We start from the raw sequence: 19275 nt of genomic DNA, 5'->3' as shown, positions 1-19275 counted from the left end.
ATGAACCAAATCATTCAATTCTTTATGAGGTCGAGGGACTTTTTTGTGTTCCTCGCACTGTTCTTATGCGCTATTGGTTTGGTTTTTAACAGCAATTATTATCCTCAGAGTGCTTACATAAACTCAGCGAATGCAGTGTCGGGTAGGCTTTACAGTTTCACAGACTATTGGGCACAATATTTTAGCTTACGCGGTCAGAACGAAACCCTTACTGAGGAGAATAGAGCTCTGCGCTCACAACTCTTACGGATGGAACAGCAAATCCGCAATATATCTCTTGTAGATTCGGTGTCATTCCCCACTACCGATTCACTGAAATACAAGGTACTTAAAGCAAATGTTATAAAAAATAGTTTCCGTTTAAAAAACAACTACCTCACTATCGACAAAGGCACAAAAGACGGTGTAAAGCAAGATATGGGAGTGCTATCGCCACAAGGAGTTGTGGGAATAATAGAGAATACTTCGGAGAGGTTTGCTACTGTACAAAGTGTACTGAATACTAGGTCGGCACTGAATGCAATGGTGAAGCGCACACAACACTTTGGTTCATTGCGTTGGGATACCCGAGAGGTGAATAAAGTACAGCTGTTAGAAGTACCTAATATAGCCCCTATACAGAATGGAGACACGATTGTAACAGGGGGTATGTCGAACATATTCCCCAAGGGAATTCCTATTGGCAGGATAGTTCATTTTGAAAAGAGCAAAAAGGATAATACGTATATCATTGATGTAAAGCTATTTGCTGATATGTCGAACCTTGAATATGTGTATATTATTGAAGATAGAGATAGAGCAGCCGTTTCTGACTTAGAAAAACAGAACCCAAAATGAGTCACCCAGTAGTAAGAAATGTATATTTATTTGTATTCTTAGTGTTGTTGCAGGTACTCATCTTCAACAATGTGGAGTATTGGGGCTATGTAAATCCGATGGTTTACATAGTGTTTATACTGTTATTACCCTATCGTGAAAACAGAATGCCTTCATTGGTAGCGGCATTTTTAATAGGGTTGTGTATAGACATTTTTTCTAATACGGGAGGGTTGCACGCTGCCAGTAGTGTACTCATAGCTTATTTGCGTAATCCGATACTACTAACAGTATTTGGCAAGAATTTTGAGTATCAAGAATTGGATTTGCTCGCTTATCCGTTTTCTAAGATTTTTAGCTATACAACCTTGATGGTGGTAGTGCATCACACACTGTTTTATTTCTTAGAAGTCTTTAACTTCAATCACTTGTTTCTTACATTAGCAAAGATTGTAGGAGCATCTATCTTCACTATCATCGTTTGTTTGCTATTCATCTATCTGTTTAGTAAAAATAAGAAATGAGAAAATATCTGTTGCCCATTATTATTCTTTTTGTGGCAGTGGTGTTCTTAGTACGGTTATTCTTCTTACAAGTAATATTTCACGAGGAAAATACAGGAATTGACAACATTGCTATTGAAACGGTATACGATTACCCCGAACGCGGGTATATTTACGACCGTAATGGAGAACTATTGGTATCGAACCAACCTGCCTATGACGTGATGGTTGTGCCCAGTGAGGTGAAAACTCTCGATACCTTAGAGCTTTGTGGACTCCTTGAAATCAGTAAAGAAGAGTTTAGGGAACGACTCATAAAAGCAAGTGATTACTCACGCAAAAAACCTTCGGTAATCGTGCACCAGCTCTCCAAAGACGATTATGCTGTACTACAAGAAAAGTTGCGCAAGTTTCAAGGATTTTATATACAGAAGCGAATGCTCCGCAGTTACCTCACTCACAATGGGGGGAATGTATTGGGATATATCAGCGAGGTAAATGAATGGGAACTAAAAAAGAACCCTTATTACTTAGCTGGTGAACTGATAGGGCGCAGTGGGGTAGAAAAACAATACGAGGAATTCTTACGAGGTAAAAAAGGTGTACAATTCTTCCAAAAGGACAAACACAACGCTGCCATTGAACGCTATAAAAATGGCGCAATGGATACTTTGCCTATCACTGGACAACCATTGCAACTAACCATAGATATCAATTTGCAAGCCTATGGCGAAATGCTGATGCAACACAAACACGGCGGAATTGTAGCTATAGAACCTAAAACAGGTGAGATTCTCGCATTGATATCAGCGCCTACTTTTGACCCTGCTCTGTTAGTAGGACGTGAACGTTCTAAGAACTACACAGCCCTTTATAACGATTCGATTGCTAAACCTCTTTATGACCGCACACTATTAGCAGAATACCCACCAGGTTCGCCATTTAAAGTAATAAACGCACTCATAGGCTTACAGGAAGGTGTGATAACACCAGGTAGTGTGTTCAGCTGTGGGGGAGGTTATCGTTTTGGAGGGCGTATAATGCGTTGCCACTGCGGGCGCAGTTCTAATGACCTATTACACGGGATAGCTTTTTCTTGTAACTCTTATTTTGCGAATACCTATAAGCGTGCTATTGATATGAAAACCTCTTCGGCAGTGGGTATGGACAAGTGGAATGCTCACGTACGAAGTTTTGGATTGGGAAGCTTTTTAGGTGCTGACCTACCGACGGGACGTGCAGGGAAAGTGCCTAATACTGCTTTGTATGACAAACAATATGGTAAAGGTCGCTGGAATGGCACAACCAATATCTCTAACGCTATTGGGCAAGGAGAATTGCTTACCACTCCTATACAGCTTGCTAATGTGATGGCAGCCATCGCTAATAGAGGTTATTACTATACCCCTCATATCGTAAAAAAAATAGATAATAAAATTACTCCATTTCAAGAGTATACCGTTGCTAAACACACTACAATAGCCCCTAAAAACTTTGAACCTGTGATTAGAGGTATGAATATGGCATATGAGCAAGGTACCGCACGCCGTACCCAAATTGAAGGTATTAATATCGCTGCTAAAACAGGTACCGCCGAAAACTTTATAAAAGTGAATGGCAAGCGTATGCAACTTACTGACCACTCTATATTTGTAGCTTTTGCCCCCATAGAAGACCCTAAGATTGCTATTGCCGTATTTGTGGAAAACGGGTATTACGGAGCACGAGTAGCTGCTCCCATCGCCTCACTAATGATTGAAAAATACCTAAAAGGTGAAGTATACCGCTGCGACCTCGAAAAACAAATGCTCGAAAAGAGTCTTGAAGACGAATATATGAAGCCTTATAGCGGATTGCCTTTTACCATCAACCGATAATGAAGAAACAAATGAAATTAACAACCAAAGAAGAAAATTTGATTATTGCGATACGGAACTTTAGAGAATCTTTACATAATCCTTCAGAGGAGTTGGAATGGTATGCCCGTAGACTTTTCGAAGAAATTATAGATGGAGAAGATGATGAAGAACGTCGTAAGCTCATAAAAAAAGAACTTAGAAAAAAATAACACAATATGGAAATAGTAATTAATAAAAAGATGGCTACTAAACAACAAATACAAGACATCGCTCTTGATATTTCTTGGGCTAAAATAGCACGTAAGTATTTTGGTAAATCTGCTTCTTGGATATACGACAAAATAGACGATACTAATAACGGCTTTACCGAAACAGAAAAAGATCTTTTTAGAGGAGCTTTATATGATTTGGCAGAACGTATTCGCAAAACTGCAGATAATTTTGAATAAAGTTTAGATAATTATTATAGTCAAACAAAAATAGATTGCGAATAAATAGGCTTGTTCTTAGAAGGCGATTTGCAAATCGCTCCTACAATATACTAAAAAATCGACTGATTATCAGTGTATCAACTTTGCCAAAGTCTGAAACTTTGGCAAAGTGTACGATACAAAATTTGCAAACCAATTCTGATAGACTATACATTAAAATTGCCCGTGTGGCTCACATTTGAAAAAGATTATATTAGCCTCAGGCTCACCGCGCCGTCAGCAGTTCCTGAAAGAATTAGATATCCCTTATGAGGTAGTCCTTAGACCCATAGACGAAACCTACCCTAAACACTTAAAGCGAGAGCAAATCACCGACTATCTCGCCCAGCTGAAAGCTACGCCCTTTGCGGGTGAAATACCTACGGATTGTGTGCTTCTCACCTCTGATACTATTGTGTGGCACAAAGGTAAAGCCCTTGGTAAACCCAAAGACGCTACCGAAGCCTTTGCAATGTTGCGTTCGCTCTCGGGGAAGACTCACGAGGTAATTACCTCTATATGTTTTACTACTAATGAAAAGCAAATAACGGAACACTGTATTACGAAAGTAACCTTTAAAGAGCTTTCCGATGACGAAATAACCTATTACATAATTCACTATCAGCCATTTGACAAAGCAGGAGCTTACGGTATACAGGAGTGGATAGGACATATAGGAGTAACAGCTATTGAAGGCTCTTATAACAACGTAATGGGACTACCTACACACTTAATTAAAGAACAAATATAAAACAAATAAACTCTGGTAATTCTTGAATTTTACCAGAGTTTTTTCTTATATACTAATTAGCTTAAACTATTAAGAAACAATTTATTAAGAAAAATAATAAAAAAAGAATTATTAAAAAAATTGCAGTTTTAAAATATTTATTGTACTTTTGGGGCTGTATTTTAAATAGAAATACAAATGGCTATATTTAATAAAGAGAGAGATAATAAAAAGATTATTATGGCAGCAGAAAATCCCACAGGAAGTAGCAACCGTATTGTTACTGAAACAAAATTCAAAGGAGAAATCAATTCAAAATCTGATTTTAGAATTGATGGTGAAGTGGAAGGAACTTTCCAAACTTCAGGTAAATTAGTAGTAGGCAGAACCGGTGTAATAAAAGGCACTGTGATTTGCGAAAACGCCGATATTGAAGGTAAAATAACAGGTACCCTCAAAGTGAGTAGTATTTTAAGTTTAAAATCTACTGCAGTTGTAGAAGGCGAAGTGTACGTAGATAAGCTTTCTATAGAACCAGGAGCGGTATTTAACGTTTCTTGCTCGATGAAAGGAGGCAAAAACAGCTTTACTATCAATGAAAAACCACAAGCACCACTTACAGCCGAAAAACAACCACCTAAATAAGTGGATTACCTTTTCACAAATAGGGCTACAAATGGCTATTACCATAGCCATTTGTAGCTTTTTTGGTGTTTGGTTAGATGGTAAATTTCCTAATGAGTACTCTCTATGGACAGTGGTATGTTCGCTTTTTGGGGTATTTGGAGCTATGTATTCAGTAATTAAGAAAGCCCAACAGATGAGCGATGAAGAGTAACATACTCCTGTTTGTAAAATATTTATTATTGCTTATTGCCGGAGGGGTAGGACTCTTTTGGGTGTATGATTATTGCGTAAACACAGAGGGTATTAGTTTGTACTATTCGCTAAAAACCTTGCTCATCTTCCATTGTGGTTTATCTTTCTTCTTATTTAGTATTATCTTCATCGTAAACAAAAGACGCAAACAGCACACTGCTTTTGCTTTTATGGCGGGGTTTGTATTGCGTTTTGTAGCCGTAGTAATTCTCTCACTTCCGCTGGTAAAAACTGTAAGTCCTTCACCTTTATACGAAATGCTCTTCATCTTATTGCCCTCTTTTTATTTCACAACCATAGAGGCTGTATTAGCGATTCGGTTGATAAAATAAGTGGGAGCCGTATGGCGGGTAGAAAATTAGAAAATGAGAAAATTAGAAAATGAGAAAATTAGAAAATGAGAAAATTAGAAAATGAGAAAATTAGAAAATGAGCAAATGAGAGAATTGGAAAATTAACAGATTAGCAAATGGGTAGTGATAAAAAAGGTTTTTTGATGGGTCTGACTTGTCGGACAAATCGGACTGGTCTGAGTTATCGGAGGAAAACGAAAAATATAAAAAGTGAGTTGGGAGGATTTTTGATGAGAAAAGGCTATGAGATGGGTGGGGTTAGCTTATAGAGAGCTTATAGGAAGCTTATACGAATCTTGGAAGATTGGTATAGAAAGGGTATGCAAATAATTGATTAATAGTGTAATACAACAAGGTTAAAAATGTTAAAAACGGGGTTTCGAGGCGAAAGAAAGAGGAAGAGGTGATAGGCCTTAGGCCATAGGCACTAGGAGATAACCTCCCCCTTTACACATACCCAGTTGTTGCTGGCTATTTTCAAAAGGGGAAACTGTGGCGAGTCTTTTATTCGGTAAGCCCCCGAACCCCCGAAGGGGGACAAGCTGGAAAAGGTGACAAACCTCCCCCCTTACACATACCCAGTTGTTGCTGGCTATCTCGGAGAAGGGGAAGGTAACGAGGGAAAAGGGAACAAATGACGAAGAACGATAGGCGAATGATGAAGGCAAGGTGATGGTAAGATAAGGGAAATGTAAAAACCGAGTGTGGCAATTTTGTGGGAAAATTCCTTGTTAAAGACACTATTTATGATTTTGAATCAGAAGTATAACTTTTTTTGTTAAAATATTAGGCAATATCAAAAAAATGCTGTAATATTGCACCATAATTTTAATATCATAATTTTACACACTATGGATGCACAAAAAGTGGATATGTTTATCGTAACTAATGGTAAATTTTTCAGACCTGAAATCGTTCCTCAAATTCGTGAAAAGCTTCTTTCTTTGGACGAATCAAAATGGGTAATGCTACAAACGATACAATTTAAAGACCCTACTACTTCTCTCCTCATTTCTATTTTTGCAGGACATTTGGGTATTGACCGTTTCTACATAGGCGATGTAGGTATGGGAGTTGGTAAATTACTTACTTGTGGTGGTTTGGGTATTTGGACGATTGTGGACTGGTTCCTAATTATGGACGCTACAAGAGACAAAAATGCGGAATTATTAGCTTCAGCACTTAGTTACTAATTGACGACTAAAAAGTTCTATACTTTCATCACACTCCTATGTCTTGCCTGTTGGGGGTGGCTACTTAGCCACTATCTTTTTCACGGACAGGACATAGGGGTTACTGTTTGTGCAATAAAGAATGTTACGGGGTACCCCTGTCCGTCGTGTGGTACCACGCGGTCGGTTGAGGCTTTTTTTGAAGGGCACTGGGGAGAGGCGTTACTGACCAATCCGCTTGGGGTATTGGCATCGGTATTACTTATCATTACTCCGTTATGGTTACTTTATGATTTATGCAGAAAGAAAACTACTTTGCAGGGAGCTTACATAAAGTTTGAACAATTCTTTAAACACCCTTACGTGTATATTCCCTTTTTTATTCTCATAGTACTGAACTGGATTTGGAATATTTATAAAGGTTTATGATAGAAACTAAACAATTAAACGAACGCATCAGCGATGGTGACAAGGAGCGCGCTGCCAATAGCTATATAATGTCGATAGTGGCTATTATGGCGGGAATGCCTTTGCCTATCATCAATCTACTGGCTACCATATTCTTTCTGGTGGCACATCGCAAAGGCTCTTTTTTTGTGCGTTGGCATTGTTATCAAGCCTTCGTTTCACAACTTTTCTTATTTTTTGTAAACACCACTACTTTCTGGTGGACTGTATCAATAGTATTAGGGAGCAATTTAGTAACTAATGCTTATATTGCTTGGCTGATTATTGCCTTTATCTTTAATGTTTATGAAATTATAGGCACGTTTTATTCTGCCATAAAGATACGCAAGGGCGAACATTTATCGTGGTGGTTTTACGGTGATATTGTAGATTTAATAGTGAAAAAATAATGAATAAAGTAATATCAAGAGGCACTATTTTACTGTGTGTTTTCTTTGGCAGTTGGTTTTTACTGCAACAAGTAAACTGGTTGGGGATTTTTAAGATTAACTCGCTGATAAGGAATGAATATGTGAAGAAAATAGAGGTGAAGCTGGGTGAAATGATGTTTGAGGACTTCACGAGCAGAAACTCGGTGGTAGACGATAGCCTTGCAGTAGCGACTATCGACAGTATGGTGACCAAAATATGTGATGCTAATAACATCGACCGGAAGGAGCTGAAAGTGTACTTATTAGATAGTGAAGAGGTAAATGCTTTTGCTTTGCCTAATCACCAGCTGATGATTTATACAGGACTTGTAAAAAAGACCTCAAGCCCAGAAGCCCTTTGTGGGGTGATTGGGCACGAGCTGGCGCATATTGAAAAAGATCACGTAATGCAGTCGCTTGTAAGAGAATTAGGGATAGGCACTTTGTTTGCTATTATTTCGGGGCGGTCAGACCTTTCGATGATTACAGAAGTAGGCAGAATCGTATCTTCGAGTGCTTTTAACCGAAATATGGAAAAAGAAGCCGACCTTGTGGGACTTACCTATATACAAAATGCGAAGATAGACCCTAAACCTTTTGCTGAGTTTATAGGGGTGATAGATGATAAGAATACTCCGCCTTCGGCATTTAAATGGGTGAGCACTCACCCTTTTCCAAAGGATAGGAAAGAGTATTTGCTACAAAATATCGGTAAACAGCGAACTAACTACAAGCCTGTTATTTCTTCATCTACTTGGGAAACATTTAAGGAAATCATAGAGGAAGAATAATTATGCGACTCTTAGCTATAGACTACGGAACCAAACGCACAGGAATTGCTGTAACCGACCCTCTGCAAATTATCGCTTCGGGGCTTTGCACAGTAGAAACCCCTACCCTACTGGCTTTCCTAAAACAATACACTGCCGAGGAAGCCGTAGAAGCCTTTGTGATTGGGCAACCTAAACGAATGAACAACGAGGATTCCAGCGTAGAGACTGAGATACAAAAGTTTATCAGTAAGTTACAACAGAAGTTTCCAGAGATACCTATCCACCGTCAAGACGAGCGCTTTACCTCCAAACTTGCTTTCCAAACAATGATTGATAGCGGACTTAAAAAGAAACAACGCCAGAACAAAGCGCTGATAGATGAAATTAGTGCTACCATTATCTTACAAGAATTTCTCTCAGGGAGAGCCAATGAGTGGTCAAGCAAAAGATAAAATCACGATAAAAATATTTAACCAATGAAAAAGTTTATTATCACTATTGTATGTATGTTGTGTGCTGCGCCTCTTCTATTTGCGCAAACTCTTTCATCTCCTAACGGGAACCTCAAACTCTCATTTCGGCTTAATGAAAAAGGTACGCCTACTTATGCCTTAACTTTCAAAGGCAAAACAGTCATCAGCGAGAGTGCTCTGGGGTTTGTTATCAACCAAAAGGAGGATTTCAACAGCAATTTTGAAATCACAGATGTTCAATTTGCTGAAGCTAATAATGTATGGCAACCCGTATTGGGCGAAAACAAAGAAATACGCGACCATCACAAAGAAATGTTCGTCCGTCTCACTCAGAAAAACAACGGACGACAATTGCACTTGCGCTTTCGCTTGTTCAACGACGGTTTAGGTTTCCGCTATGAATTTCCAGTGCAAGCTAACTTCCGTCACTTTAGAATTCAAGAAGAGCTTACTGTTTTCCAACTTTCGGGTAACCACAAGGCTTTTTGGATTCCCGCTGACTACGATACTAACGAGTTTCCTATTACCACTTCTGCTATTTCGGAAATTCCTAAACTTATCGACAAAGTGCGCGAAGAGCCTTTGGCTGCCAAAGCACCTACTCCTAATGTAGCCGTACAAACTCCCTTGATGCTCAAATCGAGTGATGGATTGTACATCAATCTGCACGAAGCTGCTTTGGTGAATTACCCTGCGATGATGCTCAACGTCAGTGCTACCAAACATCAGTTATCAGCTCATTTAGTCCCCGATAAGAATGGGGTAAAAGGCTACATTCAAACGGGTAGCGTAACACCTTGGCGCACAATAGTAGTGAGCGATGATGCTCGCGATATTTTGGCTTCTAACCTTATCCTCAACCTCAACGAACCCTGCAAAATCACCGATACTTCTTGGATTCACCCTACCAAATACATAGGCGTTTGGTGGGAGTATTTTATAGGAGGTGGTAGTACGTGGGCTTACTCCGATGACCGCGATATTACCATTGGCGTTACCGATTACCAAAAACTAAAACCTAACGGACATCACGGTGCTAATACCGAGCACGTGAAGAAATACATCAACTTTGCCTCTCAGCACGGTTTTGATGCCGTTCTTGTGGAAGGTTGGAATGAGGGCTGGGAAGATAATTATGCTTACGACAAAGAGCGCATCTACAGCTTTACCAAAGCCTACCCCGATTTTGATGTACAAGCACTACACCAATACGCCGCTGGCAAAGGAGTAAAACTGATTATGCACCACGAAACTACCTCCTCAGTAGTTGATTACGAACGCCACCTGCACGAGGCTTTCCGCTTTATGAACGACAATGGTTACGACGCCGTGAAAACAGGTTATGTTGGACCTATCATTCCGCGCAGCGAATACCACGACGGACAATGGATGGTAAACCACTACAACTATGTAGCCGAAACCGCTGCTAAGTACCGCATAATGGTCAATTCACACGAGGCGGTGCGACCTACCGGTATGAGCCGTACTTACCCTAACTGGGTAGCCCAAGAAAGTGCACGCGGTACCGAATTTGAGTCGTTCAACGGCAATCGCCCCGAACATACTACTATCCTCCCCTTTACCCGCTTGATGGGTGGTGCTATGGACTATACCCCTGGTATTTTTGAAGGCGATTTGAGCCGATATGGCAACAACAAAGCCAAACGTAGTACTACCCTTGTGAAGCAGTTGGCGCTCTACGTAACAATGTACAGTCCGTTACAAATGGCAGCCGACTTGCCTGAAAACTACGAAAAACACCTCGATGCTTTCCAATTTATCAAAGATGTAGCAGCCGACTGGGATAATACTTACATTTTAGAAGCCGAACCCGGCGATTACATCACCATTGCCCGCAAAGCTAAAGGTAAAAACGAGTGGTTTGTAGGCGCTATCACCGATGAAAACGCCCGTGAAGCTCTCATTGATTTCAGCTTTCTACCCAAAGGAAAAACCTATACCGCTACCCTCTACACCGATGGCAAAAATGCCGATTGGCGTACCAATCCCAATAGTTACTCCATCAAAACAATGAAAGTAACTCAAAAAACCAAACTCAAACAACGCCTTGCCCCCAGTGGTGGCTTGGCTATAAGTATCAAGTGATTATGAAACAATTCTTTTTCATTATAGGTTTCATTTGCTGTGCTTCACTGAATGCCCAAGACCCGTGGTTGCTCAAAGCAGAGACCATCAACCCCGCTAACTATTACGGGGTTACAATAGGCAATGGAATGATAGGGATGCGTTCTTCTGCTGCACCCCTACAAATAGACCAAGTAATCATAGCAGGGTTGTACGATTACGGCAAAAGTAGGGTAGTTTCGGCTATGCCTAATATCAATCCATTACAACTGCGAATGGCTATTGATTACGAGGATATCAACGCTCATTCTGTTAGTGATTTCACTCAAGAGTTAGAATTGCGCAATGGGGCGTTCTCAGGTCACTTCAATTTTAAAGACAAAGCTAAAGTTACCTATACTTATTATGCCTTGAGGCACTTGCCTCACACCTTGCTGTTAGACATCAGCATTACCCCTTTGCGCGATATTACACTTCTGGCAGAGAACATTCTAACCACCCCCGATGGCTTCCGCAACCCTCAAAACTACTTCAATGAAATCAATCCGCCACACGCTCATATCCCATTGCTCACTACGGTGGCTCAAACACCAGCAGAGAATGCCAAAGTAGCAGTGAGTAACGCTTTTCTTTTTGATAAAAAATACGGTAACGCTCCCCAAATATTACACGAAATGAGGGACTATAATAGTCACCTAATGCAATTCACTCATAAACTAAAAGCTGGCGAAACCTATTCTTTTTCTCTAATTGGCAACCTAATAAGCTCTCAGCACTCTATCGACCCTTATAACCAAGCCGAAAGACTCTGTACTTATGCTTTTTTGCAGGGACACGAGGCGCTACTTGCAGGACATAACAAACAGTGGGCAAAACTCTGGGAAAGCAACATTGAGATTGAGGGAGATGCACAGGCTAATCAGGACATCCACAATATGTTATACCACTTATACGCTTCGGTAAGTGAGCTCCATTCCTTTTCTCTTTCTCCTTATGGGTTAAGCCACACAGGGTATATGGGACACATATTTTGGGATACCGAAATGTGGATGTATCCCCCTTTGTTATTATTGCACCCCGAAATAGCTAAAAACCTCCTCAACTATCGCTATCAAAGGTTAGAACGCGCCCAACACAACGCTGCGCTGCACGGTTATCAAGGGGCGATGTTTCCTTGGGAAAGTGCTGTGTCAGGAGAAGAAGACACCCCTGTGTGGGCACTCACAGGTACTTACGAGCATCACATCACTGCCGATGTAGCTATAGCGGTTTGGAATTACTATTGTGTAACTAAAGATAAAGAGTGGTTGCACCGCATAGGCTACCCCATTTTAGAAAGTACCGCTACTTTTTGGCAAAGCCGAGTGAGTGAACAAGCTCCCTATCAAATTAAAAACGTAGTATGTGCCGATGAATGGGCTGAAAATGTAGATAACAACGCCTATACCAATGCAGCTGCTAAACTGAACTTGCTCTACGCTACTGCTGCTGCCAAAGTATTAGGCATAAAAGCTAACCCACAGTGGAAAACCATAGCCGAACAACTCGTTTTCAGCACGATGGATAATGGCGTAACCCGTGAACACGATAGCTATACAGGGCAATTCATCAAACAAGCCGATGTAAACCTATTAGCTCATCCGTTAAAAGTAATTACCGACAAAAACCAAATACACAAAGATTTAGAGTATTACAAAGACAAAGTGCCTTACAACGATACTCCTGCGATGACTCAGGCTATATTCTCTCTCTTATACAGCCGATTAGGCGACCGCGAAAAGGCTTATAAGTACTTTACTGAAGCCTATCACCCTAACCTCTTACCTCCTTTTAGAGTAATGGCTGAAACCAAAAATGGTAAGACTCCTTATTTCCTCACCGGAGCAGGAGGCGTACTACAAACGGTGATGATGGGCTTTGGAGGATTAGATATATCCGAAGAAAAAGGCATACAACAACTGAAAACTGTAATGCCCACACATTGGAAAAAAATCACTTTAAAAGGCATCGGAATTGACAAAAAAACATATATCATATCAAATGAATAAACCTCAATCACACCCTCCTAAAGCTAAACAAATACCTCATATATTCACCGAATTTGGCAACAAGCGCACCGATAATTACTATTGGCTACGCGAGCGCGAAAACCCTGAAGTCATTGCTTATTTAGAAGCCGAAAACGCCTATTATCAGGCGCAAACAGCACACACCAAACCTTTGCAAGAAACGCTCTTTGCCGAAATGAAAAGTCGCATCAAAGAGAACGATAGTTCTGTGCCTTACTTTTACAACGGTTATTGGTATCAAACCCGTTATGAAGAAGGAAAAGATTACCCTATTTATGTGCGCTACAAGGAAACGCTCGATGCTCCAGAAGAAATCCTTTTCGATTGTAATGCGATGGCTAAAGGCAAAGCCTACTTTCACCTCGATAGCTTTGCCATAAGCGACGACAATCAGTGGGCAGTTTTTGGGGTGGATACTGTATCTCGCCGGCAATATACGTTGCAAATCAAGAACCTCAGCACAGGTGAAATACTGCCCTATAAAATCAAAAATACCAACGGACAAGCAATTTGGGCAGCCGATAGTCGTACCATTTTCTACGTGAAGAACAACCAGCAAACCCTGCGTTCTTTCAAAGTATACCGCCATATTTTAGATACTGACCCCAAAGACGATGTATTGATTTTCCACGAAAAAGACGATACTTTCGATGTGTTCGTCTACCGCGAGAAGTCTCGCAAATACCTTGTGATAGGCAGCGAAAGTACCCTTACATCCGAATATCAAATCTTAAACGCCAATACCCCTCTCGAGGCTTTCAAAGTATTCCAACCCCGCACACGAGGCTTGGAATACGATATAGCTCATTATGAGGAGTATTTTTATATTCTCACCAATAAAGACGGTGCGACCAACTTCAAACTGATGCGTACCCCCGAAAGTGCTACAACTTCCGAGCATTGGGAAGAGGTAATAGCCCATCGTCCCGAAGTACGCCTCAACGATATCGAGATTTTTAAAGATTTCTTAGTAGTCGAAGAAGTGTACAATGGCTTAGAACACATACAAATACGCTCTTGGGATGGCTCAAAAACGCATTACCTCCCCTTTGATAGCGAAACTTATACCGCCTATACTACCCAAAATATAGATTTCAACACCGAATGGATCCGCTACAACTACCAATCATTGGCAACTCCTGCTTCTATTATAGAATATAATATGCGCACTGGCGAAGAGCGCCTACTAAAAGAACAAGAAGTATTAGGCGGGAACTTCAACAAAGATAATTATATAGAAGAACGCCTTTGGGCAACTGCCCCCGACGGAGTAAAAGTCCCCATTTCGCTTATCTACCGCAAAGATATAGTGAAAAATGGACAAAATCCTTTGTTGTTGTATGGTTATGGCTCGTACGGAGTAACCATCAATCCTTATTTTTCTACCACTCGTTTGAGCTTGTTAGACCGCGGTTTTATCTATGCTATTGCACATATCCGCGGGGGAGAATATTTAGGTCGCCAATGGTATGAAGATGGCAAACTCCTCAAAAAGAAAAACACATTTACCGATTTTATCGCTTGTTCTCAGTACCTCATCGCAGAAGGCTACACCTCTCCCGAACATCTATTTGCTGAAGGTGGCTCGGCTGGAGGTTTGCTAATGGGTGCTGTGGTGAATATGGCACCACAATTGTATAAGGGCATTATCGCTTCAGTGCCTTTTGTGGATGTGGTAACCACAATGCTCGACGACAGTATTCCGCTCACTACGGGCGAATACGACGAGTGGGGGAATCCTAATAACGAGAAATATTACAATTATATGCTCTCCTATTCCCCTTACGACCAAGTGCGCGCTCAAGTCTATCCAGCAATGTACGTGAGTACCGGTTTGCACGACTCACAAGTACAGTACTGGGAGCCTGCCAAATGGGTAGCCAAACTGCGAGAACTCAAAACCGACGACCATCTGCTGTATTTAGACACCAATATGGAAGCTGGTCACGGCGGTGCCTCAGGACGCTTTGAAGCCCTAAAAGAAACCGCAAAAGAATACGCTTTTTTATTGGAATTAGAGAAAAATAGATAAACAAAAAAAAGGAATGTTTAGTAAACATTCCTTTTTATAAAAGATACTACTCTATTAAAAATAGAATAGTATTTTATTTAATTTTTACTACTCTTCGTAGAAATTAATTTCAGAGAATCCCATCCAATAAGAGGAAGCGTTTTCATCATTAACAAAGTTTCCTACTGATAGACGTATAAGAGGAACAGCTTTTTTAAAGGTTATTACAATATCACCACTACCGTTATAAGTTATAGTTCCTTGATATTGCTCACTTCCTTGTGTCATACCAGCATACGCTGATATATTTTTCACTTGGTTCCCTGATATAGGTTTCAATACTACTGATTTTATAAGTCTTACTTTAGGAAAAGTAAAGTAATAATAAGCGCCATCTCTCACATAAGAATAGGTATTTTCATCTCCATCTAATAGAAATCTTGGAGAGTAATATATGTCTCCATAATAAGAAGCGATAATACCTTTTCTATCTATTATTTTACCTGATGGTTGAGTGCCCACTTCTACATTATCATTTGATGAGACTAACTCTTTAATGTCGAAATTCACGAAGAGTTTGTTATTACTCAATTCTTGTTCATTACCCGAAGCATCTTTTACTACATATTTGAGGGGTAATGCGTATTCTCCCTTATTAGTAAAAGAATCTTCATTTAGATTGAAAGTAAGTTTTTTGCTTAACGCATCGAAATCAGCTTCGGGGAGTGTTCCTTCAACTCCTGCAGGCGCGAGGGTTCTACCACTTAGCACAGCACTATCATCGCGCACTAAGGCTACTTTAAGTCCTGTTGGAAGTTCATAGCTACTCTTTATAGTGAAAGCGACTTCCTTATCACTATTCCCTATATAAACACTACCATTGTAGTAGCCTAAAAATTTAGAAACAACTTTAGATTCAGCAGTGATTTTTATTTCTTCAGGGAAGACTTTTAGTACAAATACATCTTTCCCTTTAGGAAGTGTAAGACCGCTATCGGTTACTTTTAAAGCATAAGGCAAAATGACTTTTTTGTTAAAATTAGAGTTATTGCTAATAGTAAGCGTGAAAGTAACAGAAGTTTCACCTTTACTAAGGGTTTTGGTAGCTTCACTCAACTGAACAAGGTTTGCATCTCCTAATTCAAAGCCTGAATAATCAGCTTTTACTTTGTCGTAAGCTGATGCATCGTAAGCAAATGATACTTGAACATCCTTATCATAAGGTTTGTCAAGCAGTCTTACTTCTACTTCTTTGGTATAGTTTCTATTAATAGTTACATTACCAAAAGAGAGCATTGGCAGATCGGCAACAGTGGGTCTGAGATAAATATAGTTAAGACGAGGGTCATACCCTAATTGGGTACGAATATCGTTGTCTTCTATTTTTTTATCAATTTCCCAAGTAGTGCTATCGTTTTTTTCGACAGTAATCTCGTCTTTTTTACAAGATACTAATAGTGAAAAACAGAAAGCGACTGTTAAACTATTGAATATTATTTTTTTCATTGTGTTTATTTTTTAGAAGCTATTTCTTTACAGTATAGCCTCATTGTTATTACTAATCTTCTGTATCTAAGATTTCAGATGGGAATTTTACATTTTCTTTCCATTCTACCGTAGGGGTAAAGGTAGCTTCATCAATATCTTTTACATACGAATCACCATCTTGTTCTCCTGTATTATAGGAAGAAGTACCTTTTCTATAGATAGTGGTATTATTGTACTTGCTCATATCTTTAAAACCGTCTTTTTTGGTGATAGGCAAGTAGGCTACCAAACCTTTACTAGTTGGATCAACAGGTAAGTATAAACCATCTACAATCTCAGCATCGGTAAGAACTCTGTTCCACAATCTAAACTCGCGAAAATAACGATTCGCAGAATAAGAGGTTTGGGTATTTTCGATATTGATACGCATACCAGGAGATACTTTTAAGCTAGGGCGTTGATAAGTTTTAATAAGTTTACCATTGATATACAATTTAAGGAAAGAGTCTTTATAGGTGAAGGTAATTTGTACCCATTTTCCTACAGCAATATCTTTAGATTCTGCCCAATCGTCGGGGCTATCTCCACCACCGTTTTTCACCTGTATTTTACCAGCATCTATACGGGTATAAGGTAACATTTCGCCTTGGAAAAGTGACATATTTACATTGGTATTATTATAGGAGTGAAATTCTTCAAACAAGAACATTCCTTGTATGGTAAATTCATCATTTCCTTGAATATTGTCAGCTACTTTCACTCCTAAACCATAGCCTTGTTTAATTTTGGCTACTGAAGTTTTGAACGGACGACTAAGGCTTATTACCACATCTTTATTAGAAAGAATAGGCAAAGAAGCAGAGACGATACGCAATGGGATAGCGTATTTTATGCCTAAAGGGAAGGTATCATCATTTAAAGGGCGTACTTTCACTCCCACTTGTACAGCGGTTTGTCCAGCTTTTAGAGTGATATTCAAACTACCATTAGTAGATTTATTGGTAGTATTACCTTCTTCATACAATTCGTATTCAGAGACAGGTAACATTTTGTAATTAGTGGTGTTTTTCTCGTTGTATTCAGGAAAAAAATCGGTAGTAGCAATGGTGATGGTTTCATTGCGGTCTCTGAGGTTAGACATACGGATTTCAAACTTAGTGCTACCTGATTCAGTAGACTTGGCAAAGCTCACATTGACATTGTTGTCGTTCATATACACCGCTGAAAGGTTTCCGAGACTGTTACTATTGTCGTTGTCTAACTTTTCTTGACAAGCGGTGAGCCCTAAGAAAAGGGCTACACTCGCTAATTTTATGATTGTATTTTTCATTGTAATAATTTTTTAAGGGAGAATGATTGTAGGTTCCATTTCTTTATAGCCTGAGTAATCAGGGCGAGGATTAGCGATGCGGATCGCTTCACGAGTCCAAGCGTAGTGCAAATACTTACGAGTAATATTATTATCTTGGAGATATTTTTTGAAGTGAGGGTCACTTTCATTAGTAACAGCGTAATCACTTTGTCCGTGGTATGCTCCTAAACCCCATATTTCTTTATTTTTTACAGCTTTTCCTTTTCCTATCATTACATTAAATTTACCTGCTTGATAATTAGCTGAGGTAGAGTTGTAGTAAACACCTCCTAAATGTTCAATATGATTTCCTACCCCATTAACATTATAGTCTTGTAAAAAGTGTTTATCAAAATAAGTAGTAAAGTGATTATGGAAAATTGCTGCTACGTGACAGGGCACATCGGCACAGAAATAGTAACGTTTGGTAAGATAGTTAGCTGGCAAATAAGATTTGAAATTATTAATATATTCAGCTTCTTTAGGGTGGAATCCTGAAGTAGAAGCGGTAAATAACGCTTTAAGATTAGCTTCGCGTTCTGCTTGAGTTTTTACAGCATGATCTGCTCCTATAGGACCAAAGTATTTAGCCATTTCTTTTACAAATTTAGCTATATTACTATTCTCATTACCCCAATCTACCATTAATGGAGTCTGTTTTTTCTGTTCTTCTCCTGTAAGATTTTGATTATGGTTTCCACAAGTTTCCCAGTCTACGTCATAACCATCAAAATCCATAGCGATGATATAGCGTGCTAATTCACGAGCATAGATTTCAGGCCATTGGTTATAGCATTCAGCATAAGGATATTTGTTATGAAAGTCTTGACTACCTGACACTCCTTCTTTGGTAGCGGGTAAGCCTAAACCTACACTTGGAGTTTGCCAGCACATTAAGATAGAGCCTCCCTTTTTGTGGAAAACCTCAATATCTTTTTTGTGATTAGCGGTTAGAGTTTCGGGGCGCATATTAGTACCTCCCCAAATAGAAAGCGCTACTATCGAGTCGGGTACAGCTTGTAACCAGCCACGTGCAATGCCTTTTACAGGTTGCCAAGTAGGCCCATCAAACCAAAAATATACCATAGGCACCTGTCCGCCTGCTTCACCTGTATTGAGCCACGCTTTTTGTTTGTACTCGCGGAGCTGAGCCCAATAGGCTTCAAGAGCTTTTTTGTTCTCTTCAGTACGTTCAGCTTCAGCGAGCCATTTAGCAGCGTCTCTTTTGTTCTTTAAGTCCTCTAATGCCGCTCTTTCAAAATCTTCGGCATTCGACTCTGTTTCTGTCCACTTACTACAGCTTGTAAGTCCGATAGTAAGGGCTAATAGTGTGTATACAAATTTTTTCATCGTATTTTACTTTTA

20 protein-coding genes are annotated in these 19275 nt (G+C 39.7%); 17 read left to right on the top strand and 3 right to left on the bottom strand.

Going from position 1 to position 19275, the window contains the following annotated elements; translation table 11 throughout:
• The 17 genes from mreC to HW278_RS09080 all read left to right on the top strand — a co-directional run bounded on the left by mreC (position 1) and on the right by HW278_RS09080 (position 15092).
• Positions 1 to 837: a rod shape-determining protein MreC gene (gene mreC / locus HW278_RS09160; RefSeq protein WP_002675472.1), complete on the top strand. Its 837-nt coding sequence runs from the start codon at positions 1 to 3 to the stop codon at positions 835 to 837.
• The gene (gene mreD / locus HW278_RS09155; protein ID WP_009411304.1) at positions 834 to 1340 is read left to right on the top strand and encodes a rod shape-determining protein MreD; all 507 of its coding nucleotides are present in this window, start codon (positions 834 to 836) and stop codon (positions 1338 to 1340) included. The genes mreC and mreD overlap by 4 nt, the downstream gene beginning before the upstream one ends.
• Positions 1337 to 3196: a penicillin-binding protein 2 gene (mrdA, locus tag HW278_RS09150; protein ID WP_178977612.1), complete on the top strand. Its 1860-nt coding sequence runs from the start codon at positions 1337 to 1339 to the stop codon at positions 3194 to 3196. The genes mreD and mrdA overlap by 4 nt, the downstream gene beginning before the upstream one ends.
• Positions 3196 to 3387: a hypothetical protein gene (locus tag HW278_RS09145; protein WP_053581728.1), complete on the top strand. Its 192-nt coding sequence runs from the start codon at positions 3196 to 3198 to the stop codon at positions 3385 to 3387. The genes mrdA and HW278_RS09145 overlap by 1 nt, the downstream gene beginning before the upstream one ends.
• Positions 3388 to 3393: 6 nt before the next feature.
• On the top strand, positions 3394 to 3627 hold the full coding sequence (locus HW278_RS09140) for a DUF5053 domain-containing protein (RefSeq protein WP_009420625.1): 234 nt from the start codon (positions 3394 to 3396) through the stop codon (positions 3625 to 3627).
• Between the two features lie 220 nt (positions 3628 to 3847).
• Positions 3848 to 4399, top strand: a complete 552-nt coding sequence (locus HW278_RS09135; RefSeq protein WP_178977611.1) for a Maf-like protein — start codon at positions 3848 to 3850, stop codon at positions 4397 to 4399.
• Positions 4400 to 4576: 177 nt separating this feature from the next.
• A complete protein-coding gene (locus tag HW278_RS09130; protein ID WP_002675467.1) occupies positions 4577 to 5023 on the top strand; it encodes a polymer-forming cytoskeletal protein in 447 nt (148 codons plus the stop codon).
• Positions 4974 to 5216 (top strand): AtpZ/AtpI family protein, encoded by a 243-nt coding sequence (locus HW278_RS09125; RefSeq protein WP_082315870.1) that lies wholly within the window; start codon positions 4974 to 4976, stop codon positions 5214 to 5216. Before HW278_RS09130 ends, HW278_RS09125 begins: the two co-directional genes overlap by 50 nt.
• Entirely contained in the window at positions 5206 to 5589 is a 384-nt protein-coding gene (locus HW278_RS09120; RefSeq protein ID WP_178977610.1) for a hypothetical protein, read from the top strand. The genes HW278_RS09125 and HW278_RS09120 overlap by 11 nt, the downstream gene beginning before the upstream one ends.
• A gap of 872 nt (positions 5590 to 6461) precedes the next feature.
• On the top strand, positions 6462 to 6803 hold the full coding sequence (locus HW278_RS09115) for a TM2 domain-containing protein (protein ID WP_009417595.1): 342 nt from the start codon (positions 6462 to 6464) through the stop codon (positions 6801 to 6803).
• Entirely contained in the window at positions 6804 to 7211 is a 408-nt protein-coding gene (locus HW278_RS09110) for a DUF2752 domain-containing protein (RefSeq protein ID WP_178977609.1), read from the top strand.
• Positions 7208 to 7639 (top strand): hypothetical protein, encoded by a 432-nt coding sequence (locus HW278_RS09105; RefSeq protein WP_009417672.1) that lies wholly within the window; start codon positions 7208 to 7210, stop codon positions 7637 to 7639. The genes HW278_RS09110 and HW278_RS09105 overlap by 4 nt, the downstream gene beginning before the upstream one ends.
• Complete coding sequence (locus HW278_RS09100; protein ID WP_178977608.1) at positions 7639 to 8451, top strand: M48 family metallopeptidase; 813 nt, start codon at positions 7639 to 7641, stop codon at positions 8449 to 8451. The genes HW278_RS09105 and HW278_RS09100 overlap by 1 nt, the downstream gene beginning before the upstream one ends.
• A 2-nt stretch (positions 8452 to 8453) precedes the next feature.
• Positions 8454 to 8885 carry a Holliday junction resolvase RuvX gene (ruvX, locus tag HW278_RS09095; protein WP_178977607.1) on the top strand — a complete coding sequence of 144 codons (432 nt, stop codon included), beginning with the start codon at positions 8454 to 8456 and terminating at the stop codon, positions 8883 to 8885.
• 24 nt (positions 8886 to 8909) lie between these two features.
• Positions 8910 to 11012: a glycoside hydrolase family 97 protein gene (locus HW278_RS09090; protein ID WP_178977606.1), complete on the top strand. Its 2103-nt coding sequence runs from the start codon at positions 8910 to 8912 to the stop codon at positions 11010 to 11012.
• A gap of 2 nt (positions 11013 to 11014) precedes the next feature.
• Complete coding sequence (locus HW278_RS09085; protein ID WP_178977605.1) at positions 11015 to 13039, top strand: glycoside hydrolase family 65 protein; 2025 nt, start codon at positions 11015 to 11017, stop codon at positions 13037 to 13039.
• Positions 13032 to 15092, top strand: coding sequence for a S9 family peptidase (locus HW278_RS09080; RefSeq protein ID WP_178977604.1), 2061 nt, complete (start codon positions 13032 to 13034; stop codon positions 15090 to 15092). The genes HW278_RS09085 and HW278_RS09080 overlap by 8 nt, the downstream gene beginning before the upstream one ends.
• A gap of 87 nt (positions 15093 to 15179) precedes the next feature.
• Here the strand turns inward: HW278_RS09080 and HW278_RS09075 are convergent, their stop codons facing one another.
• Genes HW278_RS09075 through HW278_RS09065 form a run of 3 tightly spaced genes read right to left on the bottom strand, consistent with a single transcriptional unit; the run spans position 15180 to position 19260 of the window.
• Positions 15180 to 16577 (bottom strand): BT_3987 domain-containing protein, encoded by a 1398-nt coding sequence (locus HW278_RS09075; RefSeq protein ID WP_178977603.1) that lies wholly within the window; start codon positions 16575 to 16577, stop codon positions 15180 to 15182.
• Positions 16578 to 16629: 52 nt separating this feature from the next.
• Positions 16630 to 17889, bottom strand: a complete 1260-nt coding sequence (locus HW278_RS09070; protein WP_178977602.1) for a DUF1735 and LamG domain-containing protein — start codon at positions 17887 to 17889, stop codon at positions 16630 to 16632.
• Between the two features lie 12 nt (positions 17890 to 17901).
• The gene (locus HW278_RS09065) at positions 17902 to 19260 is read right to left on the bottom strand and encodes a hypothetical protein (RefSeq protein WP_178977601.1); all 1359 of its coding nucleotides are present in this window, start codon (positions 19258 to 19260) and stop codon (positions 17902 to 17904) included.
• Positions 19261 to 19275: the final 15 nt, after the last annotated feature.

The organism is Capnocytophaga sp. oral taxon 902 (assembly GCF_013394735.1).
Classification (GTDB): domain Bacteria; phylum Bacteroidota; class Bacteroidia; order Flavobacteriales; family Flavobacteriaceae; genus Capnocytophaga; species Capnocytophaga ochracea.
The sequence above is the reverse complement of the archived record's forward strand: the minus strand, read 5'-3'. Positions and strand labels throughout refer to the sequence as shown.